This window comes from Microbacterium bovistercoris, from assembly GCF_003387575.1.
GTDB lineage: Bacteria > Actinomycetota > Actinomycetes > Actinomycetales > Microbacteriaceae > Microbacterium > Microbacterium bovistercoris.
Genome location: NZ_QUAB01000048.1, coordinates 1 through 19,427, shown reverse-complemented (window position 1 = coordinate 19,427; position 19,427 = coordinate 1). Strand labels below are relative to the sequence as shown.

18 protein-coding genes and 1 riboswitch are annotated in these 19,427 nt (G+C 70.5%); of the genes, 13 read left to right on the top strand and 5 right to left on the bottom strand.

The features are described from left to right. Positions 1–34: 34 nt before the first annotated feature. A complete protein-coding gene (locus tag DY023_RS16155) occupies positions 35–1,762 on the top strand; it encodes an ABC transporter ATP-binding protein (protein WP_116243379.1) in 1,728 nt (575 codons plus the stop codon). A gap of 38 nt (positions 1,763–1,800) precedes the next feature. Further along, the gene (locus DY023_RS16150; RefSeq protein WP_245958772.1) at positions 1,801–4,002 is read left to right on the top strand and encodes an ABC transporter ATP-binding protein; all 2,202 of its coding nucleotides are present in this window, start codon (positions 1,801–1,803) and stop codon (positions 4,000–4,002) included. An 81-nt stretch (positions 4,003–4,083) separates the two neighbouring features. On the opposite strand, the gene DY023_RS16145 is transcribed toward DY023_RS16150, so the two are convergent. Next, positions 4,084–6,594, bottom strand: coding sequence for a D-alanyl-D-alanine carboxypeptidase family protein (locus DY023_RS16145; protein ID WP_116243378.1), 2,511 nt, complete (start codon positions 6,592–6,594; stop codon positions 4,084–4,086). 63 nt (positions 6,595–6,657) lie between these two features. After that, a riboswitch (TPP riboswitch) is annotated at positions 6,658–6,767 on the top strand. Here DY023_RS16145 and DY023_RS18330 point away from each other — a divergent pair. The 10 genes from DY023_RS18330 (at position 6,761) to DY023_RS16095 (ending at position 15,370) form a co-directional block, all read left to right on the top strand. Next, positions 6,761–7,408, top strand: coding sequence for an ECF transporter S component (locus DY023_RS18330; protein ID WP_116243377.1), 648 nt, complete (start codon positions 6,761–6,763; stop codon positions 7,406–7,408). It overlaps the preceding riboswitch by 7 nt. A 2-nt stretch (positions 7,409–7,410) precedes the next feature. Next, positions 7,411–8,865, top strand: a complete 1,455-nt coding sequence (locus DY023_RS16135) for an ABC transporter ATP-binding protein (RefSeq protein WP_116243376.1) — start codon at positions 7,411–7,413, stop codon at positions 8,863–8,865. Continuing rightward, positions 8,862–9,650, top strand: a complete 789-nt coding sequence (locus DY023_RS16130; protein ID WP_116243375.1) for an energy-coupling factor transporter transmembrane component T family protein — start codon at positions 8,862–8,864, stop codon at positions 9,648–9,650. The genes DY023_RS16135 and DY023_RS16130 overlap by 4 nt, the downstream gene beginning before the upstream one ends. 121 nt (positions 9,651–9,771) lie before the next feature. Then, on the top strand, positions 9,772–10,377 hold the full coding sequence (locus tag DY023_RS16125) for a hypothetical protein (protein WP_116243374.1): 606 nt from the start codon (positions 9,772–9,774) through the stop codon (positions 10,375–10,377). Positions 10,378–10,497: 120 nt separating this feature from the next. After that, a complete protein-coding gene (locus tag DY023_RS16120; RefSeq protein WP_116243373.1) occupies positions 10,498–11,094 on the top strand; it encodes a copper resistance CopC family protein in 597 nt (198 codons plus the stop codon). A gap of 11 nt (positions 11,095–11,105) precedes the next feature. After that, positions 11,106–11,609 (top strand): copper chaperone PCu(A)C, encoded by a 504-nt coding sequence (locus tag DY023_RS16115; protein ID WP_116243663.1) that lies wholly within the window; start codon positions 11,106–11,108, stop codon positions 11,607–11,609. Continuing rightward, complete coding sequence (locus tag DY023_RS16110; protein WP_245958745.1) at positions 11,602–12,807, top strand: Dyp-type peroxidase; 1,206 nt, start codon at positions 11,602–11,604, stop codon at positions 12,805–12,807. Before DY023_RS16115 ends, DY023_RS16110 begins: the two co-directional genes overlap by 8 nt. A gap of 109 nt (positions 12,808–12,916) precedes the next feature. Further along, positions 12,917–13,654 (top strand): aminoglycoside 3'-phosphotransferase, encoded by a 738-nt coding sequence (locus tag DY023_RS16105; RefSeq protein WP_116243371.1) that lies wholly within the window; start codon positions 12,917–12,919, stop codon positions 13,652–13,654. Between the two features lie 109 nt (positions 13,655–13,763). Next, positions 13,764–14,519, top strand: coding sequence for an SDR family NAD(P)-dependent oxidoreductase (locus DY023_RS16100; protein WP_116243370.1), 756 nt, complete (start codon positions 13,764–13,766; stop codon positions 14,517–14,519). Positions 14,520–14,539: 20 nt separating this feature from the next. After that, positions 14,540–15,370, top strand: a complete 831-nt coding sequence (locus DY023_RS16095) for an SDR family oxidoreductase (protein ID WP_116243369.1) — start codon at positions 14,540–14,542, stop codon at positions 15,368–15,370. Positions 15,371–15,518: 148 nt separating this feature from the next. On the opposite strand, the gene DY023_RS16090 is transcribed toward DY023_RS16095, so the two are convergent. The 4 genes from DY023_RS16090 to DY023_RS16075 all read right to left on the bottom strand — a co-directional run bounded on the left by DY023_RS16090 (position 15,519) and on the right by DY023_RS16075 (position 17,999). Next, positions 15,519–16,250, bottom strand: coding sequence for a sulfite exporter TauE/SafE family protein (locus DY023_RS16090; RefSeq protein WP_116243368.1), 732 nt, complete (start codon positions 16,248–16,250; stop codon positions 15,519–15,521). Beyond that, a complete protein-coding gene (locus DY023_RS16085) occupies positions 16,247–16,837 on the bottom strand; it encodes an ankyrin repeat domain-containing protein (protein ID WP_116243367.1) in 591 nt (196 codons plus the stop codon). Before DY023_RS16085 ends, DY023_RS16090 begins: the two co-directional genes overlap by 4 nt. A gap of 74 nt (positions 16,838–16,911) precedes the next feature. Further along, positions 16,912–17,349, bottom strand: coding sequence for a hypothetical protein (locus tag DY023_RS16080; protein ID WP_116243366.1), 438 nt, complete (start codon positions 17,347–17,349; stop codon positions 16,912–16,914). A gap of 8 nt (positions 17,350–17,357) precedes the next feature. Beyond that, positions 17,358–17,999, bottom strand: coding sequence for a bifunctional 4-hydroxy-2-oxoglutarate aldolase/2-dehydro-3-deoxy-phosphogluconate aldolase (locus tag DY023_RS16075; RefSeq protein WP_116243662.1), 642 nt, complete (start codon positions 17,997–17,999; stop codon positions 17,358–17,360). A gap of 96 nt (positions 18,000–18,095) precedes the next feature. Between DY023_RS16075 and rlmN the strand changes: the two genes are divergently transcribed. After that, a complete protein-coding gene (gene rlmN, locus DY023_RS16070) occupies positions 18,096–19,376 on the top strand; it encodes a dual-specificity RNA methyltransferase RlmN (protein ID WP_116243365.1) in 1,281 nt (426 codons plus the stop codon). Positions 19,377–19,427 lie beyond the last annotated feature (51 nt).

Below are 19,427 nucleotides of genomic sequence, written 5' to 3'. Positions count from 1 at the left end.
ATCGATCGACCCCAACACCTTAAGGATTCCGCCTGTGCTGGGAAAGCTCCTCTTCCGATATCTCAAGAAGTACAAGTGGCTTCTGCTCGGCGTTCTGGTCTTCCAGTTCGCCAGCGCGCTCGCCACTCTCTACCTGCCCACACTGAACGCCGACATCATCAACTACGGTGTGGCCAAGGCCGACACCGGCTACATCTGGACGCACGGCGCGTTCATGCTGCTCGTCTCGCTCGGGCAGATCCTGTGCGCGATCATCGCGACGTTCTTCGCCGCCCGCGCGGCGATGTCGCTCGGCCGTGACATCCGCGCCGACGTGTTCGCGCGCGTGAGCGGCTTCTCCGAGCGCGAGGTCTCGCAGTTCGGCGCCGGCTCGCTCATCACCCGCAACACCAACGACGTGCAGCAGGTGCAGATGCTGGCCATGATGGGCGCGACCATGTTCGTCACCGCCCCGCTGCTGGCCATCGGCGGCGTCATCATGGCCGTCCGGCAGGACGTCGGGCTCAGCTGGCTGATCGCCGTCGCCGTGCCGGTGCTGCTGGTTGTCGCCGTGCTGATCATCGGCCGCATGGTGCCGCTGTTCCGCACTTATCAGGGCCGTCTCGACACGATCAACCGCGTCATGCGCGAGCAGCTCACCGGCGTGCGCGTCGTGCGGGCGTTCGTGCGCGAGCCCATCGAGGCGGAGCGCTTCCGCGCCGCGAACACCGACATCATGACGGTCGGCCGCAACGTCGGCTCGCTGTTCGTGCTGCTGTTCCCGCTGTTCATGCTCATCCTGAACGTGACCGTGGTCGGCGTGATCTGGTTCGGCGGCGTCGAGGTCAACGCCGGCAACGTCGAGATCGGCACGCTGTTCGCGTTCATGCAGTACGTCGGCCAGATCATGGGCGGCGTCATCATGTCCAGCTTCATGGCGATGATGATCCCGCGCGCCGCGGTCTCGGCGGATCGCGTCGGCGAGGTGCTCGACGCCGAGTCGAGCATGACCCGTCCCGAGAACGGCGTGACCGAGTTCGCCGCCCCTGGCCAGGTCGTCTTCGACGACGTCGAGTTCACGTACCCCGGAGCGGATGCCCCGGTGCTGACCGGCATCGACTTCCATGCCGAGCCGGGTGAGACCGTCGCGATCGTCGGTTCGACCGGTGCCGGAAAGACCACACTGGTGTCGCTCATCCCTCGCCTGTTCGACGTCACCGGCGGTTCGGTGAAGGTCGGCGGCGTCGATGTGCGCGAGGCCGACGTCGACGAGCTGTGGAAGGGCATCGGCCTGGTGCCGCAGCGCCCGTTCCTGTTCACCGGAACCGTCGCATCCAACCTGCGCTACGGCCGCGAGGACGCCACGGACGAAGACCTCTGGAAGGCGCTCGAGATCGCGCAGGGCAAGGACTTCGTGTCCGAGATGCCCGACGGCCTCGAATCGCACATCGCCCAGGGCGGCACCAACGTCTCCGGCGGGCAGCGGCAGCGGCTCGCGATCGCCCGTGCGATCGTGCACCAGCCGCGCATCCTCGTCTTCGACGACTCGTTCTCGGCTCTCGACCTCACCACGGATGCGAGGCTGCGGCAGGCCCTCTGGAGAGAGCTGCCGGATGTGACGAAGATCGTGGTCGCGCAGCGCGTGTCCACGATCACCGATGCGGACCGCATCGTGGTGCTGGACGGCGGCACGATGGTCGGCGTCGGCACGCACGACGAGCTGCTCGCGTCGAACGACACCTACCGCGAGATCGTCGAGTCGCAGCTGGGGGTGGACGCATGAGCGAGCAGAACGCACCTCAGACCCGTCGCGAACGAGCGATGGCCGCCCGCGCGGCGAAGGGCGGAGCCGCCGTGGCAGAGCCCGAGACCCCGCTGACCGAGGCCGAGAAGGCCGAGGAGGAGGCCGCCGAGAAGGCGCGCCTCGCCGGTGGTGGCATGTTCGACGGCCCCGCCCCCGGCAAGGCCGACCACTTCGGTCCCAGCTTCAAGCGCATGATCGGACTGCTCAAGCCGTCCGCGCTGTGGTTCGTGCTGGTGTCCTTCCTCGGGGCCATCGGCGTCGTCCTCGCCGTGATCGCCCCGAAGGTGCTCGGCGAGGCGACCAACGTCGTCTACGAGGGCTTCATCTCGAAGACGCTCGGTGACAACGGCTTCCCGCAGGGCATGCCGCAGGATCAGGTGGTCGACGCGCTGCGCGCCGCCGGCCAGGACACCTTCGCCGACATGGTCGCCGCGATGGACACCTTCACCGTCGGCGCCGGCGTCGACTTCGACCGGCTGCGGTACATCATCGTCGCCGTGCTGGCGATCTACGTGGTCTCCGCGTTCCTGAGCTGGATCCAGGGCTACGTGATCAACGTCATCATGGTGCGCACGATGTGGCGTCTGCGTGAGGACGTCGAGGCCAAGATCAACCGCCTGCCGCTGTCGTACTTCGACAAGGTGCAGCGCGGTGAGCTGATCTCGCGGGTCACCAACGACATCGACAACATCACCCAGACCATGCAGCAGTCGCTGTCGGGCGCGCTCACCTCGGTGCTCACCGTGGTCGGCGTGCTGGTGATGATGTTCTCGATCTCGTGGCAGCTGGCTCTCGTCGCCCTCGTGGCGCTGCCGCTGATGGGGGTCATCTTCGGCATCATCGGTCCGCGTTCGCAGAAGGCCTTCGGAATCCAGTGGCGCAAGGTCGGCCGGCTCAACGCCCGCGTCGAGGAGGCCTTCTCTGGCCACGCGCTGGTGAAGGTGTTCGGCCGCGAGAAGGACGCCCTGGACAGCTTCCAGGAGGAGAACGAAGAGCTCTTCGAGGCGAGCTTCAAGGCGCAGTTCCTGTCGGGTGTGATCATGCCGGCGATGCAGTTCGTCGGCAGCCTCACCTACGTCGGCATCGCCGTGCTCGGCGGCCTGATGGTCGCGAACGGCAGTCTGCGACTCGGCGACGTGCAGGCGTTCATCCAGTACTCGCAGCAGTTCACCCAGCCGCTGTCCGAGCTGGGCGGCATGGCTGCGGTCGTGCAGTCCGGCACGGCGTCGGCCGAGCGGGTGTTCGAGTTCCTCGATGCCGACGAGCAGGATCCGGATGCCGAGGACGCACCCACCGTGAAGGACGGCAGGGGCGTCATCGAGTTCGAGCACGTCGCGTTCTCGTACACGCCGGATCGTCCGCTGATCACCGATCTGTCGTTCCGGGTGGAGCCGGGGCAGACCGTCGCGATCGTCGGCCCGACCGGCGCGGGCAAGACCACTCTGGTGAACCTCATCATGCGGTTCTACGAGCTCAGCGGCGGCCGCATCCTGCTCGACGGCCAGGACATCGCGGAGATGACTCGCGAAGACCTGCGATCGCGCACCGGCATGGTGCTGCAGGATCCGTGGCTGTTCGCCGGGAGCATCCTGGAGAACATCCGCTACGGCAAGGCATCCGCCACCGATGAAGAGGTGCTCGCCGCGGCGAAGGCGACCTACGTCGACCGGTTCGTGCACGCCCTCCCCGAGGGGTACGAGACGGTCCTCGACGAGGACGCCTCCAACGTGTCGGCGGGTGAGCGTCAGCTGATCACGATCGCGCGCGCGTTCGTCTCGCAGCCGTCGATCCTCATCCTCGATGAGGCGACGTCGGCGGTCGACACCCGCACCGAGCTGCTGCTGCAGCACGCGATGGCCGCGCTGCGCGAGGGACGCACGTCCTTCGTGATCGCGCACCGTCTGTCCACGATCCGCGACGCCGACCTCATCCTGGTGATGGAGCACGGCGACATCGTCGAGAAGGGCAACCACGACGAGCTGATCGCGGCGCAGGGCGCCTACTGGCGGCTGTACCAGTCGCAGTTCGAGCAGGCCGCATCCGACATCGACGCCGAGGAGGCCCTCACGGGTTCCACTCCGGTGGTCGTCACCGGTGAGGCGGACGAGATCCCGGTCCCGGGGGCGGGCGCCGCGCCCGTGCTGCCGGTGTCCGAGTTCGTCGCCGAGGTCGCCGAGGGAGAGGCTCGCCAGGCAGCGGAATCCGACGACCGCGTCTGACGCCGAACGCTGAGAGCGCCCGTCCCCGAGAGGGGGCGGGCGCTCTTCGCGTTGCCGGGGGACCGGGCCAGGCGGATCCGGTCAGCCGTTCAGGCCGAACAGGTCCAGCGGGTGCGTCAGACGCCACCAGGCGGACGGCGCGGGCAGCGAGCTCTTCAGCGAGACGTCGGTCTTCGCGGTGTCGATGGCACCGGCCACGGTGAGCGAGCCCACCTCGGTGCCGGCCTTCTGCGCATCGCCCAGGTCGAGCGAGGACGTGGCCTTGGCCGTCGAGCCGTTCCACATGACGACCTTGACGTCGGAGTCGGTGACGACATCGCTGCTCTCGCCCCAGATCGTGTCGACCGTGCCCACGACAGTGCCCTTCGGCACCGTGACGGGCTGCTCGGTCAGCGCCTTCTCGACCTGTGCGTAGAGCGCACGGTTCGCGTCGACGCGCTCCTGGTTGCTGTCCTGGCCGAGAGCGACCGCGTACAGGCGCACGGTGGCGTCGCCGACCTTGACGTCCTTCGCGGTGAGCAGATTCCAGTCATCGTCCAGAGTGCCGGTCTTGATGCCGACCACACCCGGATCCTCGGTGAGCATCTTGTTCGTGTTCTTCACGACACCTGCGCCGGGGATCTCCGCCGACGTCTTGCCCACGATCTCGGCGAACACCGGGTTGCGCATCGCGATCTCGCCGAGGTCGATCAGGTCGGAGGTGGTGGCCGTGTTGCGCTCGTCACGTCCGGAGGGCGAGATGATCGTCGTGTCATCGAGCCCCTGGGCGGAGAGCCACTGCTCGGCGGCGGTGGCGAAGGCCGCCTTCGACCCCCAGATCTCCTCGGCCAGCCGGTCGATGTAGTTGTTGGCGGATCCGAGCAGGATGCCCTCGAGCATCTGGTACTCGGTCAGCGAGCCGCCGACGGGGACATCGAGCGCGGACTGATCGGACCGCACGTACTGCCAGTACTCGCGCCCGTCGGCACGGTCGAACTCGAACGAGGGGCCCTGCTCACCGGGCTTGAGCGGCATCTCCTCGAGCACCATCATGACCGAGGCGACCTTCGAGATGCTCGCGATCGGCCTTCTCGCGTCACTCGAGTTCGCCGTCGCGAAGCCCAGCACGTCCACCCCGGAGGTGCCCTTCGCCGGCCACGTGACGGCGGCAGCGGGAGCAGGGGCGATCTGCACGGCCACCGGATCGATCGCCGGCGCCACGTTCTCGAGCGGCGCGAGCAGGGTCGAGGCGCAGTACGTGCCGACGAGGGCGATCACCACACCGCAGGGGATCAGTACGCGCGGGCGCAGCCACCCCGGCGTCCTGCGCATGTCGGCCAGCAGGTCGGGCTCGTCATCGGCGAGCGTCCGCACCTCGAGGGTCGCGGGGCGCGTGCGCGCCTGCACCGCGGCGGTGTCGATCCATGTGAGGGCGGTCGCCGGGCGAGTCCCGTCGGCCCATGCGACGGGGGTCTGCGTCTCCGCTGCGTCATCGAGGTCGGGCTCCTCGTCGAGGTCGGGTTCCTCGTCGAGCTCGAGCCCGAGTCCTGCCAGATCGAGGGGAGCGGTGGCTGCCGGAGATGCGGACGCGACCGCTCCGGCGGATGCTGCAGCTGCGGCGCCGGCGACTGCTGCCCCCGCGATGACTGCGGAGGCCGCGCCGGTGATGCCGTCAGGTGCAGGGCCGTCGACCCCGGAGGGCGCGGCTTCGAAGGGGTCGGTGGCCGTGGGGTCGGCGACCTCAGGGGATGCGCTTCCGGCGTCGCCGGAGGGCGCGGCTTCGATGGGGTCCGTGGACTCCGCGGTCGCGGCGCCGGCGACTGCCGCCCCGGCAACGCCTGACACACCGGATACGCCGCCAGCGACATCCGGCGCCGAACCGGCCGTGCCCGCCGTGCCTGCGGCCGCCGCCGCGGCGGCAGCATCCGCTGCGGCGAAGAACGCCAGGCTGGCCGACAGCCGTGCGGCGTCGTCATCCGCCGAGGACGGGGCCGAAGACGGGGCCGTCGTCGGAGTGGGCGAGGTGTCCGGCGCGTCGAAGAGCGGTCCCTGCGAAGCCTCGTCGTCACGCCATCCGGGCACGCCGGTGATGACCGGAGCCACTCGTGTCGCGTCGTCGGCGGGGTCGAAGGACGGAGCCGGCTCCGTGCGCGACGGGACTCCGCCGAACAGGGCGGCCAGGCCGGTCGGGGCATCCGCGCCCGGCGCGGATCCCGAAGCCGGTGCCGGTTGAGCCGGTGCAGGCTGAGCCGGTGCCGCGGGTGCCGAGTCCTGCGCAGCGGGCGCGCCGAACATGGCGCGGCTGAACGCGTCGCTCCCGGCGGGTGCGGCCTGCTCCGGCTCGTCCTCCTCGTCGGGCTGCGCGAACAGCGTGCGCAGCATCGCGGTGCTGGTCAGGGGCTCTTCGGGGCCATCGACATCATCGTCGGGCGTCGCCGTGTCGCCTCCGCCGGGCAGCTCCGTGGCGTCCCGCCGAGTCGAGTCGCGCGGAGCGCCGCCGGAGCCCTGGAAGAACGCGTCCATTCCGGTCGGGTCGACGCCTCGATGGGAGCCGGTCTGCGCGCGCGCTTCGCGGCGCGTGCGCGGCGGCGAGGAGGGATCGTCGATGGTCACCCGCCTACGCTACCCAAAGAGTCTGAGACTCACCCCCTTCGCGTCTGCGGAGGGCTATGATCGAGGCACAACCACGGGAGTCCGGCGTGCCGGGCTGAGAGGAAGCGACCCGCGCTTCGACCGTCGAACCTGATCCGGATCATGCCGGCGCAGGGAGGAGTTCCATATGAGTGCGTCCACATCCGTCCCGAACGAGAAGATCGTCGAGAAGGCCGCCCCGTCGCGCAACCTGCGTTGGCGCGTCGTCGACATCGTCGTCGCCGCCGTCCTCGGCGTCGCCGTCGGTCTGCTGTTCTGGGCCTGGAACATCGTCGGAGGGGCCTGGTGGGGCGCCGCCGACGCCCTGACGCCGGGTCTGGGCGGCATCGCCGTCGGCATCTGGCTGATCGGCGGCGTCATCGGCGGACTCGTCATCCGCAAGCCCGGTGCCGCGCTGGTCGTCGAGGTCGTCGCCGCGATCATCTCGATGCTGATCGGCAACGTCTGGGGCATCTCGACGGTGTTCTCCGGCATCGTCCAGGGCCTGGGTGCCGAGCTCGTCTTCGCGCTGTTCGCGTACCGCCGGTTCGGCATCGGTGTCGCGGCTCTCGCCGGCGTCGGCGCCGCCGCAGCCGCCTGGGTCTTCGAGCTCTTCTACGGCAGTTCGCCGAACATCCTGAAGTCGTTCGAGTTCAACGCCATCTACCTCGGCACCCTCATCGTCTCCGGTGCCCTGCTGGCGGGCGTCGTGGGCTGGTTCCTGGTGCGGGCACTCGCCTCCACCGGAGCGCTCAGCCGGTTCGCCGCGGGCCGAGAAGTGCGCCGCGAGGTCTGACCGTGCGGTCTGGTCCCGCCCGCGTCACCGCGGAAGGCTGGGGCTGGCGATACGCCGGACGCCGCCTTCCCGCGGTCAGCGAGACGTCGTTCACGATCGATCCCGGCGAGCGCGTGCTGCTGCTCGGCGCGTCCGGCGCCGGGAAGTCCACGCTGCTCGCCGGCCTCGCCGGCCTGCTCGGCGACGCCGACGAGGGGGAGCGCTCCGGCAGCCTGCTCGTCGACGGTGTGCTCCCCGAGCAGAGCCGCGGTCGGATCGGCCTCGTGCTGCAGGATCCGGATGCCGGCGTCGTGCTCTCCAAGGTCGGCGACGACGTCGCCTTCGGATGCGAGAACCTCGGCGTTCCGGCATCCGAGATCCCGGCCCGCGTCGCGGACGCGCTGCACGCCGTCGGTCTCGACGTGCCGCAGGACCGTGCGACGAAGGCACTGTCGGGCGGGCAGAAGCAGCGCCTGGCCCTGGCCGGGGCGCTGGCCATGCGCCCCGGGCTGCTGCTGCTGGACGAGCCCACGGCCAACCTCGATCCGGCCGGTGTCGCCGAGGTCCGCGACAGCGTGGCGCGCGTGGTGGCCGAGACGGGGGCGACGCTGGTCGTCGTCGAGCACCGCACCGAGGTGTGGTCCGACCTGATCACCCGCGTCATCGTGCTCGCGGCCGATGGCGGCCTGCTCGCCGACGGCGCTCCGGCCGAGGTGTTCGGCCGGTACGCGCAGACACTGGCGGATGCCGGTGTGTGGGTGCCGAACCATCCGATCGCCCTTCCGGTGCTGCAGCGCTCCGAGGGCGACCCTGTGCTGGAAGCGCACGGACTGGCCATCGGCCGCGAGCGCCGCACGATCGTGCAGGAGGGGCTCGATCTGGTCGTGCCGCAGGCATCGGCCACGGTGATCACCGGACCGAACGGAGCGGGCAAGTCCACGCTCGCGCTCACCCTGGCCGGTCTCCTGCCCGAACTCGCCGGTTCCGTGACCGCAGCCGAGAGGCTGCGAGGGAAGAGCGGTGTGCGCCCGATCCGGTGGACGTCGCGCGAACTGCTGACCCGCATCGGCACGGTGTTCCAAGAGCCGGAGCACCAGTTCCTCGCACAGACGCTGCATGAGGAACTGGCGGTCGGGCCCCGAGCCCTCGGCTGGTCGGAGGCGCGCACGGCGTCCGTCGTCGACGGGCTGCTCGAGCGCCTGCACCTCGACCACCTCGCAGAGGCCAACCCGTTCACGCTCTCCGGCGGGCAGAAGCGGCGCCTCTCGGTCGCCACCGTGCTCGCCGCGACGCCCGAGGTGATCGTGCTCGACGAGCCGACGTTCGGGCAGGACCGGCGCGGATGGATCGAACTCGTGCTCCTCCTGCAGGAGGAGGTCGCGCGGGGCACCGCGATCGTCGCCGTCACTCACGACGACGCGGTTGCACGGCATCTCGGCGACCGGCGGATCGTGCTGGGCGAGGAGGTGCGGGTATGACCGTGGTCGTCGCTCCCGCGCCGACCAGGAGCGCATGGCTCGACGGGGTCAACCCCGTCACCCGCATCCTGCTCGCGCTGCTGCTGTCGATTCCGTTGTTCGCGTCGATCGACGTCGTCAGCGGATTGGTCGCCATCGCGCTGCAGCTGCTCTGCATCCCGCTCACGGGGCTGTCGCTGCGCACGGTACTGGGCCGGATGGCGCTTCTCGCCGCGATCTCGCCGATCGCGGGCCTCAGCATGCTGCTCTACGCCGAGCCCGCAGGGCAGGTGTACTGGACCTTCGGCGTCGCCACCATCAGCGAGGAATCGGTCCGGCTCGCGATCGCCGTGAGCCTGCGCGTGATCGCGCTCGGGCTGCCGACCATCCTGCTCTTCGGCCGCGCCGATCCGACGGAGGTCGCCGACGCGCTCGCGCAGGTCGCGCACCTGCCCAGCAGGTTCGTGCTCGGTGTGCTCGCCGGCACGCGGATGCTCGGGCTGTTCCTCGACGACTGGCGCACGATGGGACTCGCCCGCCGCGCACGCGGCGTCGGCGACCACGGTGCGCTCCGCCGGTTCTTCTCGATGGCATTCGTGCTGCTGGTGTTCGCGGTGCGCCGAGGATCGAAGCTGGCGATGGCGATGGAGGCGCGGGGATTCGGCTCCGACATCCCGCGCACGTGGGCGCGGCCGTCACGGCTGCATCGGCGCGACGCAGTGGCAACGCTCGGCGGCATCCTCATCATGGCCGCGGCGCTCGCCGCGGCCGTCGCGGCGGGGACGTTCCGCTTCATCTGGTCCTGAGCTTCGTCACCCACCGCGACGTGGTCCCCTTCTCGCTCCGGTCTCACTCGTTGCGGGTGTTCCGGCTCTGACACCCGCAACGAGTGAGACCGGAGCAACGGAGGCTGACAGAATAGGAGTCGTGCGCCCATCCAGGAGACCCGCGGTCATCCGCGGGTTCGCCGCCGCCTCGACGGCGACCTTCGTCGCACTCGCCGCGCACGTCACCGCCGGCGGGGCCATGCCCGGCACGCTCGGGATCCTGGTGCCGTGGATGCTGTCGCTCATGGTGTGCGTGCTGCTCGCCGGGCGGAAGCTCTCCGCGCTGAGGCTGTCGGTCTCGGTGCTGGTCAGCCAGTTCCTGTTCCATGTGCTGTTCGTGCTCGGACTGCTCACACCGACCGGCATCACGGGCGGGCACGTGCACGGCGCACCGCTGCAACTGCCCGAGACGACCGGCCTCACCGTGCAGGTGATCGCCGACGGCGGGATGTGGATCGGTCACGCGGCGGCGGCGCTGCTGACGATCCTCGCGCTGCACCGCGGCGAGCGGATGCTGCTGGGCATGCGCGACCTGGCCGTGCAGGCGGTGCGCTGGCTGCGCAGCCGCCTGGACGACGCCACTCCGGCCGCCCGTCCCCGTGCGACAGCGCCGCACTGTGCGTCGCAGGCGGAGGAGTCCCTCCCCGCCGCTCCGTTCCTCTCTCTGCTCCGCGGCCGCGCGCCGCCGCTGCATCCGGCGATCTGACTCGCGCCGGCGGCCGTACTCGGCCTGCCGGTGATCTCCGCGCGGGCGCCTCTGCGCGCCCGGCGCTTCCGTATGCACGTTCGGCGTCGTACGACGACGCCCGACGAGAGGTCTTTCTCCATGTCTCCCATCCGCACTCTCGCGGCGGGGGTGGCGGCCGCCGCCCTCGTGATCCTCGCGACCGCAGTCCCCGCATCCGCGCACGACGAACTCATCTCCAGTGATCCGGCCGCAGACGCGCGCCTCGACGCGCCGCCGAAGGAGGTGACCATGGTGTTCTCCGGCGAGTTGCTCGTGCTGGACGACTCGGACGCCGGTGCGCGCGCCGTCGTCGTCGACCAGTCCGGCAAGGACTGGATCGACGGCGACATCGTCGTGAACGGCGAGACCGTCACGGTCCCGCTCGCCGATGGGATGCCTGAGGCGGGCTACCAGGTGCGCTGGCAGGTCGTCTCCGAGGACGGGCACCCGATCGCCGGTGTCATCCCGTTCACGATCGGCGACGCGAAGCCGATGACGACCGATTCTCCGGCATCCGCCAGCCCGTCGCCCGCCGTGGTCGACGCGCAGGACGAGGGTGCGGCCGCCGGCCCGCCGCGCGCTCTCCTCATCGGCGTGGGCGGAGCGGTGATCGCCGCCGCGGCCTACGTGCTCTACCTCGTCATCCGGCGCAGGAAGAAGGCAGCCGCCTCCATCGGCGCGGCAGAAGAACTGTGAAAGGCATCACCATGAAGACCAGCATCCGTTTCAGTGCCCTCCTCGCCGCCTCCTTCCTGCTGCTGACCGGCTGCGCGGCGGCCGGCACCGACGAGCCGGCAGCAGGCACCGCAGGCCAGACGGTCACGATCGAGGACGCGTGGGCCAAGGCCGCCGACGACGGCATGACCGCCGTGTTCGGCACGCTCGTCAACAAGGGCGGCGACGACACCACCGTTGTCTCGGCGCAGACCGAGGCGGCCGAGATGACCGAGCTGCACGAGACCGTGCAGAACGACGCCGGCGAGATGACCATGCGCCCGATCGAGGGCGGGCTGCCGCTCGCGCACGACGCGAAGGCGGTGCTCGAGCCGGGCGGCGACCACATCATGCTGATGGGACTCACCGCCCCGCTGAAGGCCGGCGACGAGGTGACGGTCACGCTCACGTTCTCGGACGATTCGACCTACGAGTTCACGGCCCCGGTGAAGGACTACTCCGGCGCGAACGAGAATTACGAGGAGGGCGGTGAGTGATCGCACCGGCGCCACCCGGCGGCAGCTCCTGATCGGAGGAGCCGTCGCCGGGCTCGGCGCCGCCGCCGCGGTCGGTGCGGATCTGATGATGAACAGGGCGGATGCCGCGGCCGACGCTGCGGCGCCGCCCATGAACGGCGAGCAGATGGTGCCCTTCCACGGTGTGCATCAGGCCGGGATCGACACCGCCGCGCAGGCGCACGGCGTGTTCCTCGGGCTCGACCTGCACGACGGGGTGGAGCGCGAGGCGCTGGTCCGGCTGATGCGCATCCTCACCGACGACGCCGCGCGGCTCACCCAGGGGAAACCGGCGCTCGCCGACTCCGAGCCCGAACTGGCGGGGGCGCCGGCGCGCCTCACGGTGACGTTCGGCTTCGGCCCCGGCTTCGTGGCGAGGGCGGCGGGTGCGGCTCCGGCCTGGCTCGCGCCGCTGCCGGTGTTCGGCATCGACCGGCTGCAACCCGAGCTGTCCGACGGCGATCTGCTCATCCAGGTCGCAGGCGACGACCCGCTGACCGTCGCGCACGCCGTGCGCATGCTGCTGAAGGATGCGCGCGGCTTCGCCGCCCTGCGCTGGACGCAGCGCGGGTTCCGCCGCGCCTACGGCACCGAGCGCCCCGGCACGACGATGCGCAACCTGTTCGGGCAGGTCGACGGCACCGCGAATCCCGAGCCCGGCACCAGGGACTTCGACCGGGTGGTCTGGTCGGACGACGGATGGATGGCCGGCGGGACGGGCGTCGTGATCCGCCGCATCCGGATGGATCTGGACAAGTGGGACCGGCTGGACCGCGGGGGACGGGAGTCGTCTGTGGGCCGCACGCTCGCGAACGGCGCGCCGCTGACCGGGTCGGAGGAGTTCGACGAACCGGACTTCGAGGCGACCACCTCGATCGGATTCCCGGTCATCCCCGCCTTCGCGCACATCCGCCGTGCCCGCGGCGAGGACGGCGAGCGCATCTTCCGGCGCGCGTACAACTACGACGAGCATCCCGACGGAGAGGGCGTCTCGGAGTCGGGGCTGATCTTCGTGGCCTTCCAGGCCGACGTGGAGAAGCAGTTCACGCCGATGCAGCGTCGGCTGGACCAGCTCGACCTGCTGAACGAGTGGACGACGCCGATCGGCTCCGCCGTGTTCGCTGTACCGCCCGGCTGTGCAGTGGGCGGGTACATCGGGGAGACACTACTGGGTTCCTGAGCGCCCTTCGTCTCGCTGCGCTCGCTCAGGGTCCGGACGTGCGTACCGGACCCTGAGCGAGGAGCGCCGGTGAGGAGACGAAGGGGCGGCACTCGGCGAGGATGTATCCATGACCATCCCCGCCGACCCCGTAGCCGTCCCCGATCGCGTGCGCGACCTCGCCCACGGCGCCGCGCTGGAATGCGTCTGGCTGAACGACATCGGGGGGCTGACCTTCCGGGCGACGCCCGCGGCCGGAGACGTCTTCTTCATCAAGTGGGGTCCGCGCAACGCCGAGACCAGCCTGCGCGACGAGGCCGAGCGGATGACGTGGGCCGGCCGGTTCATCCGCGTGCCGCGGGTGCTCGACCAGGGTGACGACGACACGCACGAATGGCTCGTGACAGCGGCGATCGACGGCGAGAGCGCGGTGGCGCCGCGCTGGGTCGCCGAGCCCGCGGTCGCGGTGCGCGCGGTCGGCGAAGGGCTGCGGATGCTGCACGACCGGCTCCCGGCCTCGGAGTGCCCCTGGGACTGGGGCGTTCCGTCGCGGATAGCGAACGCCGCGGGCCGCGGCATCCGGGTGCCGGAGCACCTGCGCGAGGCACCGCCGGTCGAGAGGCTCGTGGTGTGCCACGCCGACGCCTGCTGCCCGAACACGCTGATCGGCGACGACGGCCGGGTGCTCGCCCACGTCGATCTCGCCGCTCTCGGCACCGCCGATCGCTGGGCCGACATCGCCGTCGCGTCGATGAGCACCGAGTGGAACTACGGGCCAGGCTGGGAGGATGCGCTCATCGAGGCGTACGGCGTCGAGCCCGACCGGGAGCGCCTGGCCTACTACCGCGACCTGTGGAACGCGACGTGAGGAACGGCCTGCCGTAGGCTCGCATCGACGGGTTCCTCGCGGCAGTACTCAGATTCACTTATGCTGGGACTCAGTCTCTCGCCAGCGTGAACGTTCGAAGGAGAACACGATGCAGATCAGCGGAGCCGGCGCCCTCGTCACGGGCGGCGCCAGCGGACTCGGACTCGCCACGGCCCGCCGGCTCGCCGCCGCGGGCGCCCAGGTGACGATCGTCGACCTGCCGAACTCGGCCGGCGCCGAGATCGCCGCCGAGCTCGGCGGATTCTTCGCTCCCGCCGACGTCACCGACGTCGACCAGGTGCGCGCCGCCGTCGCCGAGTCGCTCGACCCGCTGCGCATCGTCGTCAACTGCGCCGGCATCGCCCCGCCGGCGAAGGTGCTCGACCGCGAAGGCAACCCCGCCGACCTGGCAGCGTTCGAGCGGATCATCCGGATCAACCTCGTCGGAACCTTCAACGTCATCTCGCAGGCGGCCGCTGTCATGGCGCAGACCGAACCGGCCGAGGGCGGCGACCGCGGCGTGATCGTCAGCACCGCGAGCGTCGCGGCCTTCGACGGGCAGATCGGCCAGCCGGCCTACTCCGCCTCGAAGGGCGGGGTGCACGCGATGACGCTGCCGATCGCCCGAGAGCTCGCGCGATACGGCATCCGGGTCTGCACGATCGCCCCCGGCATCATGGAGACGCCCATGCTCGCCGGCCTGCCCGAGGCTGCGCAGGAGTCGCTCGGCCAGCAGGTCCCGTACCCCTCCCGCCTCGGCAGGCCCGACGAGTACGCCGCACTCGTGCAGCACATCGTCGAGAACGGCTACCTGAACGGCGAGACCATCCGACTCGACGGCGCCATCCGCATGGCGCCGAAATGACCCACGACCAAGGAGCATCCATGAGCCTCGCAGGCAAGACCATCCTGATGTCCGGCGGCAGCCGCGGCATCGGCCTCGCGATCGCCCTGCGGGCGGCGGCCGACGGCGCGAACATCGCCCTGATGGCCAAGACCGACACCCCGCATCCGAAGCTCGAGGGCACGGTGCACAGCGCCGCCGAGCAGATCCGTGCGGCGGGCGGCCAGGCGCTGCCGATCGTCGGCGACGTGCGCATCGACGACGACATCACCGAGGCGGTGCTGAAGACGGCGGGTGAGTTCGGCGGCATCGACATCGTCGTGAACAACGCCAGCGTGATCGACCTGTCCGGCTCGCTCGACCTCGCAGCGAAGAAGTACGACCTCATGCAGGACGTGAACGTGCGCGGCACGTTCATGCTCTCTCGCGCCGCCGTGCCGGTGCTGCGCGAGTCGGCGAATCCGCACATCCTGTCGCTCTCGCCGCCGCTGAACCTCTCGCCCCGCTGGCTCGGTGCGCACACCGGCTACACGATGGCGAAGTACGGCATGACGATGGCGACCCTCGGCCTCGCGGCGGAATTCGCGGATGCCGGGATCGCGGCCAACACGCTCTGGCCGCGCACCACCATCGCGACCGCCGCCGTGCAGTTCGCCCTCGGCGGCGACCGCATGATGAAGGTCAGCCGGACGCCGGAGATCTACGCGGATGCCGCATACGCGGTGATCACCTCGCCGTCCGCGCAGCGCACGGGGCAGACGCTCATCGTCGAGGACGTGCTCGAAGAGGCCGGAGTCACCGACTTCTCCGGCTACGCCGCGGTGCCGGGCACCCCCGACGACGCGCTGTTCCCGGACATCTTCCTGGACTGAGTCGCGGGCACCGTTCCGCCGCCCCTCCTTGCAGGTGGCGGATCATTCTGCATGTGGCGGACGACTCGCGAAGAGATCGTCCGCCACCCGCAGAATCGTCCGCCATCCGTCGGCGTCGCGTCGCGTCGCGGCGTCGCGTCGCGCAGGGTCAGAACAGCAGGTACACGGCACCGAGCACGGTGAACCCGATCACGATGCGGTCGAACAGCTGCTGTGGCATCCGCTTCGCGAGTGCGATGCCGGCGAGCGCGCCGACGACGACCAGCGGCGCGAGCACGAGGTCCATCAGCAGCACCTGAGGCGTGAACAGTCCGAGCCCGGCGAGGAACGGCACCTTCATCGCGTTCACGATCGCGAAGAACCAGGCCGACGTGCCGAGGAACACCTGGACGGGCGTTCGCGTGGCCAGGAAGTACATCGACATCACCGGACCGCCGGCGTTCGCGACCATCGTCGTGAACCCGGCGAGCCCGCCGTACGAGAGGCCGAGCAGCGGTCCTGCCGGCTTCTCGTCGGTGTGTCGGCGGCGCCACAGCGTGACGGCGATCATGAGCAGCAGGATGACGCCGATCGCGCGCCGCACCGTCGCATCGCCCGCCACCATCAGGAACAGGAACCCCGCGAGCAGGCCCACGACCACGGCAGGCGCGAGTCGCAGCAGCGTCGGCCAGTGCGCGTGCCGTCGGTAGGCGATCAGTGCGAACACGTCGCCGACCATGAACAGCAGCAGCATGGCGGCCGTCGAAGTGCGCGCGGGCAGCACCGAGGCCAGCAGCACGACCGAGACGGTCGCGGCCCCGGGCACAGCGGTCTTGCCCAGCCCTGCGATCAGGGCCGCGACTGCGAGCAGCCCCCAGACGAGCGGGGCGAGTTCCATCATCCGGCGGCGTCGATGACGGCGACGATGTTGTCGTAGCCGCGCTGCGCCGCCATCTGGCGGGGCAGATCCCCGTTGCCGTCGCGGATGCTCAGGTCGGAGCCGCCCTCGATGAGCACGCGCACGACCTCGGCGTAGTGGTCGGATCCGTCGCCGAGCTCGATCGCCTCATGCAGGGCGGTCCAGTTCAGCCGGTTGATGTGGTTGGGGTCGACGCCCGCCTCGAGCAGGATCTCGATGGTCGGGATGAGTCCGCGCTCGGATGCCGGGATCAGGGCGGTGCCGCCGTAGCGGTTCGTGCTCTTCAGGTCGGCGCCGTGGTCGAGGGTCAGGCGCAGGATCTCGTCGTGTCCGCGAGCGCCGGCGTAGAGGTACGCCGAGTCCTGGATGTCGTCCTTCGCGTTCACGTGTGCTCCGGCCTCGATGAGCACGCGCGCGGCCTCGACGTGGTTCGCCTTGGTCGCGATGATGAGCGGCGTCATGCCGCCGGGTCCGCGGGTCTCGATGTCGGCGCCGGCATCGAGAGCGGTGCGGACGGCTGTGGCGTCACCGGCGGATGCGGCGGCGAGAAGGTCGGATGCTGCGGACATGGGAGTCTCCTGAGGTGCGCGGGGCCGGCGCTCACCGGCATCCTTCTGGTATACCAAAGTGCGCGGTCCGTCGCTCACGACGAGGACCGCGGCGCCCACTCGTCGATCGCACGCTTCGCGTCTGCGAGTGTCGTGCCGGTCCGTTCCCGGTAGAACTTGATCGCGCTGATCGGCTGGTCCGCGGCGAGCAGTCGATCGATCTCAGCGGCGACCTCTGCCGGCAGGTCTGCCGTCGGTCCGGCGACGGTCGTCGCCGGAGGCGCGACGGTGCCGGGCTCCCAGGCGTCGATGCGATCCTTCGCGTCCTTCAGCGACATCGGCGACAACTCGCGCAGGCGCTTGATCGCGGCGATCTTGTTCCCGGATGCGACGAGCGCGTCGATCTCCGAACGGGCGTCCACAGCGACCGGGGCGGGCGGCGAGGTGGGCACCGAGGGCCGCATCGACCTCAGTGCCCAGCCGACGACGAAGAAGAGAACGATCAGGCCGACGACCCACATCCAGATGTCCATCCGCGGCCTCAGCTGCCCGAGACCGCGGCCAGCGCCGCGGAGAACCGCGCGGCGCGCGCCTCGAGGTCGGCCCAGTCGCCGGCCTTGACGGATGCCGCATTCGCCAGGTCTCCGCCGGCGCCGACGGCGACGGCGCCTGCCGCGAACCAGGCGGCGAGGTTGTCGGGGTTCACGCCGCCGGTCGGCATGAGCGGAGCATCCGGGAACGGACCGCGCAGCGCACCCAGGTAGGAAGGGCCCCCGAGCGAGGCGGGGAAGATCTTCACCACGTCGACGCCGAGCTCGAGCGCCGACATCACCTCGGTGGGCGTGAGTGCACCGGTCATCACGACGCGTCCGGTGCCGAGCATCGCGCGGGTGAGATCGGGCAGTGTGCCGGGGCTCACCAGGAACTCGGCGCCGGCCTCGGCGGCGGCATCCGCCTGCGCAGCCGTGGTCACGGTTCCCGCGCCGATCACGGCGGCATCGCCGTGCCGGGCGATCAGCTCGCGGATCACGGCCGGGGCGTCCGGCGTCGAGTAGGTGACCTCGATCCCCGTGACACCGCCGCGGATGATCGCCTCGGCGGCGTCGATCGCGGCCTCGGGAGAGGGCGCGCGCAGCACGGCCAGGACTCCGGCGGAGCGGGTGCGGGTGAGGCGGTCGGTCATCGGGGGCTCCTCATCGACGGCGTACGTCTTCGATTCTGCCGCATCCGGATGCGGCATCCCGGGCCTTCCCAGGGCGGCTCCCGTACCCTTGGGGGTATGACCGAATCTCCCCGCACGCGCCAGACGCGACCCGTTTCCGCGTCCACCCCGGGGAAGATCCGGGAGACCAGCGCCCCGCAGGTGCGCCCCGCGACCGAGGGCTGGACACAGAAGAAGGATGCCGAGGGGCGGCCCCTGCTGCAGTTCGCGAGTCCGCGCCGCGGCAAGCCGCCGGTGCATTTCGCCGACTTCACTCCCGCCGAGCGCATCGAGAAGGTGAAGGAGCTGGGCCTGCCCGGGTTCCGCGCCAAGCAGCTGGCGACGCACTACTTCACGCACTACACGTCCGACCCGGCCGAGATGACCGACCTGCCGGCCGCGCGCCGCGAGGAGCTCGTCACCACGCTGATGCCGCCGCTGCTCACCGAGGTGCGGCGCCTGGAGACCGACCGCGGCGACACGATCAAGTTCCTCTGGCGCCTGCACGACGGCGCGCTCGTCGAGTCGGTGCTCATGCGCTACCCGGGCCGCATCACGCTGTGCGTGTCGAGCCAGGCCGGCTGCGGCATGAACTGCCCGTTCTGCGCCACCGGTCAGGCGGGGCTGACCCGCAACATGTCGACGGCCGAGATCCTCGATCAGATCGTGCGCGCGAACCGCCTGATCGCCGAGGGTGGCCTCGGAGACCCGCGCAAGGTGGGCCACGAGGGCGAACGCGTCACCAACATCGTCTTCATGGGCATGGGTGAGCCGCTGGCCAACTACATGCGGGTCATGGATGCCGTGCGCACCATGGTCGCGCCGCAGCCCGAGGGTCTCGGCATGAGTGCCCGCGGCATCACCGTGTCGACGGTCGGCCTGGTGCCGGCGATCCGCAAGCTGTCCGATGAGAACATCCCGGTGACGTTCGCCCTGTCGCTGCATGCGCCGGACGACCAGCTGCGCGACGAGCTGATCCCGGTGAACTCGCGCTGGAAGGTCGACGAGGCGCTCGACGCCGCACGCGAGTACTTCGAGAAGACCGGACGCCGCGTCTCGATCGAGTACGCGCTGATCAAGGACATGAACGACCACGCGTGGCGCGCGGACCTCCTCGCAGAGAAGCTCAACGCCCGCGGTCGCGGCTGGGTGCACGTGAACCCGATCCCGCTGAACCCGACGCCCGGCTCGATCTGGACCTCGTCCGAGAAGGACGTTCAGGACGAGTTCGTGCGCAGGCTCAACGACGCCGGCATCCCGACGACCCTGCGCGACACCCGCGGCAAGGAGATCGACGGGGCCTGCGGCCAACTGGTGGCGACGAGCGAAGATGAGGCCGCCGCGGCCGCGATGGCCTGACCCGCGCGCTGCCGCGCCGCCGCGCCGGAGCGCCGGAGCGCCGGCGCGCCG